Genomic DNA, 6,056 nt, shown 5'->3' with positions numbered 1-6,056 from the left:
TCTACGAGGTTGCTGGAGGAGCAGAAACTCTGAACGAAACGACTGCCGACCAGGGCCCGTTCACGGAGGCTTGCTGTTCATTTGCGGGATATCACTAGGGCCGAAGTCCTGATGCGAGAGTTCGTGCGAGTCGCGCGCCCTAGACGTGCATGAAACAGCACGCGATTCGCACGTCGAGCGGCCGAAGGCTCCAAACCGGCTTTACGCACGTTCGATGCGGGCCCAGACGAGTGTTTCCTGCGTATCCCAAGCCATGCCTCATATATTTACATCTGCTGAGCACGCGATCATCGAGCAGATCACTGAGAATCAGTTTGAAGCAGGGTTCTCAACGAAGGTCAAAGGCGTTTTTTCTGCATGCAGAAGGCGTTGCCATTGATGCCCGACGGAGCAGCCGCTGTCCTGAATGCGTCCATGTGGACGATCAAGGGGATACCTGGATTCGGTGTCTTGAGCGCAAGCAAAGCTGCGGTGCGAAGCTTCGCGCGGACATGGGCAAAGGAGCTGAGGGCGCGGCGCATACGCGTAAACGCGTCAGTCCAAGTAGCCGTGAAAATGCCGAGCGGCTCTTGTCGGAATTGGCGAAAAACATTCCTCTGGGGCGCGCCGGAAATCCGGATGAGATTGCAAAAGCGGTCCTGTTCCTCCCCTCCCAAGATGCAAGCTACGTGAATGGCGCCGAACTCTTCGTCGACGGCGAGATGGTTCAGATTTAGCTACGGCTCCATCGGACAGTGGCGTGGCAAGGACTGGCGCTATGGCAGAAGTTGCCGCACTGCCCGGCCCTGCGGGTCTTCGTCGATCCGAGCCGCTAGCGCCCGGATGTGGTCCGGGTTGCTGATGTCGAGGATGAGCGGCTCTATGCCCGCTGCCTGAATTGCCTCGCCATCCTGGTCGAGCCGCACGCCCGCGAGGACGTGGAACCCTCGCTTTGCCAGTTCACGCGCCGTAGCTGCGCCGATGCCGCTGGATGCGCCACTGATGATAACCATCTCTTGCATTTCAGGTGACTGTGTCATGACTGCGATCCCTTCTGTGCGAAGCGCGCTGTGAGGAGCTTTATCCGCTCGCTGAGAACCTCTATTGTCAGCAAGCCGTCACACCTTGTTCTTTAGTCGCTGACTTCTGCCGCTCTTGCGAGCTCCCGCCTGCTCTTGCTCCATCGTGTCGGCTGCGGTTAGGACGACGGGTATGAGTCCCGGAAAACGGCGCTAGAGGTCGTCCAGCCGCCTACCGGCACCTCTACGGGGGCGCGCTCGTGAAAGTCGTAATTCGCCTCGATTGCTGACAGGGTCTTCACCTCTTCTCATCGGCAGCAAGGAGGCAGTACATGGCAACGGTTTACGGCAGCACCATCGTGGAAGCAGACTCCGAAAAGGTTTCGGCATTGGTCAGGAACTTCAACGCGCTTCCCGAGTGGTTTCCCTTCATCATTTCGAGTGAGCTCAGAGCAGGAGATGCGCCTGACAGGATAGTGCAGAAAGAACCCTGCAGCACGGGGCGGGGGGGGGGGGCGTGCGGGAACGGCTTCTGGAACTGAGCGATCCAGAGATGAGGCTAGAATTCCTAACCTCCGATGGTGCCGATCTCACCTTGAACTACAACGGTCATATGCAGGTGCGACCCCTCACGCGCGGCGGTGGGTCGTTCTTCGAGTTCTATGGTGTCTTCGACGCGGCCGATGGCAACATCGCGAAGGCAAGCGACTGGCTTCGAACAAACATCTTCGATTCCGTTTCGCACGTTTCGAGGATTGTTTGGAGGCGTCGGCGATCGCAATCCTGCCGGCAATGCTCTGTGACCCATAACCATCACCTGCAGAACGGCAAAGTCATTCACACTTAGCGCCTCGAGGACTGGTTCGGCATTCTCAACCGTGTTGGCGCTTGGCCGCCTGCAAAGGCTATCTCTTGGGGAGGTAAAAGCTAGAAGCAGCAATCGTGACCCGATATGGTGTATCGAATCACGCTGGTGGTCGCCTCACTGGGTGACTCATGCGGTCTCGTTAGCACCTGCACACCTTGACTAATCTCAGCACGTGCTTGATGCTGGACGGGCTGCACTGATGGCGTGCTTCTTTCCGGCGCCTCGGCTGGCGCCGTCCACTGACCCTTCAGCAAGGCGGACCGGCTCCATCAGCATCGCGCGCCGCGCCGAGCGAGCTCTGGCCTAGAGGTACTGTCAATCTACAGGCCGTCGAGAGGACGAATGGCCTCTCGCGTGGTCCCTTGGGAACGGATGAAGCCTAGTCGTCCATAATCGCTTGCTGCCCTAGCCACCACCAACGTGCAGCACTCCGAGCATAGGTGCCTTTCCGATCGACGCTGTCGGCGTGGTCTCACAAGCGAGAGAGTATCTGGGCTGGTTTTGCATACATCATCCCTACTGGTTAGGTTCTGCTAGGTGGCTGCGGCTAAGAGATCGAGAATTCTTGAAGAATGCAGCGCCTGAGCGCAGATGGCGTAAGAGGCATTGCCGGGGCGTGATGGACTAACTTCCGATAAATGAGCTCGCAAACGCCCCTGCAAACAGAACGCATATGTAAGTGAACCGTTATGGTTGGATTACTTGTTTGGTGCCCATGCATTCTGCTGAAACTGGGCCTCCAACGGAGGGTTGGCTAAAGTTCCGGCGTAGTTCGTGATTGTTGATGCGGCGCTCACTGCAATGACCTCGAGGGCCTGCTCCTGTTCGAAGCCAGCGCTAAGAAATACGTCAAGTTGCTGCGGTGAGACATGCCCGCGTGTTTCGATGAGTGTCTTGGCGAAACTCCAAAGCGCTGCGGACCTGGGGTCCTTAGGTGTCCGACCTTCCCGGATCGAGTGAATGTTCTCAGCACCCACACCCAGCTTGAGCGCAAGTGTTGTGTGGAAGGCAACCGCCCATGTGCATGCGTTGGTGACTGCATTTGTGAGCAGCAAAACCTGGATGTCAGCTTCACTGAGGCTGCCGCTGTGTACATTTCCAAAGACGCACGCGAGGGAGTTGATCAGGGTGGGCGAGTTGGCGATAGCACCGGCGATGTTGGGAAGAAATCCGAATGCTTTCTGCAGCGCCTCCAGTCCAGGTCGTGACTGTTCGGGGGCGGTTGTGAGAGTTCTTACCTCGAAGTCTGGCATTGTCCTACTCCGTTCTGACTAGAAGTGCACAGCCGTTCTGCGGCTACATATCAATAATGGGCGCGTGGTCATGGTTCAGCAATTACGTCGCAGGTAGTCATGGCGTCCGGGTTCTGAGGCACTGACCCGATCTCCGCAGACCCCAGGTATGCCCCCTGTGACAGGGACGCTAAATCGCTTCCGCTCCACTCAAATCTTCGGGTGCAGGTTTCGGAGAGGGCTCGCAACGGAATGGCATGCGGCTCCTTCGATTCTTGTAGTCCGGGCATGGCTGCGAGGGTGCTTACGTGGGGATCATGCCTTCTGACCCGCCTGTGCTCATAGAAAGAGATGATGTGCGCTGGCGCGAGTACGCGTACCCTGAACGTCGGGTGAACCTTGATGGCCTCCATCGTTTCGATCAATGTTGGGCTTCCTCAGGACGTCGACTGGAATGGCAAAGCCGTGCACACCGCCATCTGGAAGCGTCCCGTCTCGGGTCGAGTGATGGCACGCCGCCTCAATATTGATGGCGATGGTCAAGGCGACCTGGCTGGGCATGGCGGCGAACATCGGGCCGTCATGGTGTACGAGTTGGACTCGTACCGTTATTGGTCGAACCTTCTTAATCGGAACGATTTTGAATACGGCCAGTTCGGCGAGAATCTGACGGTCGAAGGCCTCTCCGATGAGGCTGTTTGTGTCGGTGATCGTTACAGTATCGGTGACGCGCTGTTCGAGGTGACGCAGCCGAGAGTGACCTGCTATCGCGTCGGCCTGAGAATGAACAATCCGAACATGCCGTCGTTGCTCGTGTCACACAAGCGGCCGGGGTTCTACTGCCGCGTCATCCAAGAGGGACTGATCGGAGCCGGCGACGAGATCAAGAAGGTATCGGACGGTCCCGGCGCCGTCTCCATAGCTGAGATGGGCGGACTGCTCTATCTCCCCGAACCTACGCGTGACGGCTTAGAACGTGCGCTTCGGATACCAGCTCTGAGCCAGGGTTGGCAGGATTCGTTGAGGGCGATCCTCGAAGCTGAGCAGGCAGGGAACTCGGTAGGCAATGCAGGTCTCGCTCCCACAGTGTCGGCACCGCCAGTGTGGCCGGGGCTGCGGCCGCTCAAGGTGACAGCGATTGTGCGAGAGACTGAGGAAGTGCTTTCTTTTGCATTCGGCGCGATCGATGGCAGTCCTTTGCCCGAGTGCATTGCCGGGCAGTTCCTCGCACTCAGGTTCAAGCCAGCAGGCGCGAGCTCGCCGCTTATACGCAATTATTCGATCTCAGGACCGACTGGCGCTGGGACGTATCGAATCAGCGTCAAGCGCACCGGGGGCACGGGAAGCCGATATCTCCACGATGAAGTGAGGCTCGGCGACACGCTCGATGTGAGTGCACCCCGAGGAGGGTTCAAGCTCACAGCGGGTGAATCACCTGTCGTTTTCTTGAGTGCGGGCATAGGAATTACCCCCGTCTTGTCGATGTTGTATTCGCTCGCATCTTCGGTGCCCGCCAGTTCAAGATCCGTGTGGTGGTGTCATGGGGCGCGGAACGGAAGAGAGCACGCGTTTGCCGGGGAGGTACGCGGACTGCTTGCAAGACTGGGCAACCACCATTCCTTCGTCGCATTCAGCAGACCAGAACACAGCGATACGGTAGGTCGTGATTATGACGTTACGGGTCACCTTCAGCTTTCGATGTTGAAGAGCGGGGGACTGCCAGCCGAAGCAGACTTCTTCCTCTGTGGACCGACCGGCTTTACATATGATCTGGCCGATGCCCTGACAGCCTGGGGAGTTCCAAAGGCACGCATCCACTCCGAGACGTTCGGCACACAGACAGCACTGACGCCGGGGATGTCTGGACGTGCCGCGACGACTCCACATGTACCTGCTGGACCGGCAGGTATTGGGCCGGAGGTAAGCTTCGCGCGAAGCTCACTCACGGTGCCCTGGAACTCACAATGCAGCAGTCTCCTGGAGTTTGCCGAGTCATGTGGCGTTCCGGTTCGTTGGTCGTGCCGGAGCGGGGTCTGCCACGTGTGCGAGTCCGGCCTGGTGGATGGTCAGGTGCGCTATGCACCGAACCCACTCGACCCGCCGCTTGAGGGCAATGTGCTGATTTGCTGTGCGATCCCGACCACCGCCATCGCCCTTGATCTGTAGCAACGTGCTGGTCTGTAGCAACGTGCTGGTCTGTAGCAACGTGCTGCAAAAGAAACCTATAGCCGAGAAAAGAGTATGTTGAGGCCCTCTGTCAGAGTCGGATGCGACAAGATCCCATCCCGAAGAGCGGTATAGGGTAGTCCCGCGATCATTGCAATCTGGATCGTGCTGGATCACCTCGGAGACGCCGGTGCAGAGCAACGTTGCACCGAGGATGAGGCCGTTCTCCGCGTCCACCACGGCCTTCATGAAGCCGCTGATGTCGTTCCGCGTTCCGCGTTCTAGCAGCAGGAACCGCGGCCATGGATGTGCGGGTGACCTTGAACTTGCCGCCGGAAGTCACCAGGTCGTGCTCTCTTGCGCCGATGTGAGCCAGCTCGGGTCCGTGAACAGCACGGAAGGGATGATCCGATCTCGTGTGCTTCGCTGGCCGCCTCGCTGATTCGCAGCGACGATCCGGTAGTCGTCGAGTGATGCGTGGGTGAACTGAGGAGTGCCGGCGACATCGCCCATTGCCCACGTGCTTGGGGCCGTCGTCTCCAGTCGGCTCATTGACCAACAATGAACCCGCCCTCGTCGACACCCATCGCTGCGTTCTCAAGCCCCAAACCTGTGGTCACGGGCCGCCTGCCAGTAGCGGCCACAACGGCGCAACCAGCGCGACGCCGAGCGATTTCGTCGGCGGCATTGCCGAGCGCGATCATGCCGAGAATCGAGCCACTCCTGCTCATATTCGCGGAAGCAGCTATCGACAGTCACGACTCAACATACCTGCTGACACCAACAAAAAAA

At 58.6% G+C, this 6,056-nt stretch carries 5 protein-coding genes; 3 read left to right on the top strand and 2 right to left on the bottom strand.

Going from position 1 to position 6,056, the window contains the following annotated elements; translation table 11 throughout:
* The first annotated feature begins 314 nt into the window (after positions 1-314).
* Positions 315-716, top strand: coding sequence for an SDR family oxidoreductase (locus AC5IJH_RS18120; RefSeq protein WP_491904228.1), 402 nt, complete (start codon positions 315-317; stop codon positions 714-716).
* A gap of 39 nt (positions 717-755) precedes the next feature.
* Here the strand turns inward: AC5IJH_RS18120 and AC5IJH_RS18115 are convergent, their stop codons facing one another.
* The gene (locus AC5IJH_RS18115) at positions 756-1,001 is read right to left on the bottom strand and encodes an SDR family NAD(P)-dependent oxidoreductase (RefSeq protein ID WP_491904227.1); all 246 of its coding nucleotides are present in this window, start codon (positions 999-1,001) and stop codon (positions 756-758) included.
* Positions 1,002-2,564: 1,563 nt separating this feature from the next.
* Complete coding sequence (locus AC5IJH_RS18110; protein ID WP_491904226.1) at positions 2,565-3,119, bottom strand: carboxymuconolactone decarboxylase family protein; 555 nt, start codon at positions 3,117-3,119, stop codon at positions 2,565-2,567.
* 486 nt (positions 3,120-3,605) lie between these two features.
* Between AC5IJH_RS18110 and AC5IJH_RS18105 the strand changes: the two genes are divergently transcribed.
* Both AC5IJH_RS18105 and AC5IJH_RS18100 read left to right on the top strand, forming a co-directional pair.
* A complete protein-coding gene (locus tag AC5IJH_RS18105; RefSeq protein WP_491904225.1) occupies positions 3,606-5,264 on the top strand; it encodes an MOSC domain-containing protein in 1,659 nt (552 codons plus the stop codon).
* Positions 5,265-5,815: 551 nt separating this feature from the next.
* The coding region (locus AC5IJH_RS18100; RefSeq protein WP_491904224.1) for a hypothetical protein at positions 5,816-6,056 on the top strand (241 nt) is incomplete at its 3' end.

Source organism: Candidatus Dedyshia acidiphila (genome assembly GCF_051025295.1).
GTDB lineage: Bacteria > Acidobacteriota > Terriglobia > Terriglobales > Acidobacteriaceae > KBS-83.
Note: the sequence above shows the minus strand (reverse complement) of the source record. Positions and strands in the feature narration are given on the sequence as shown.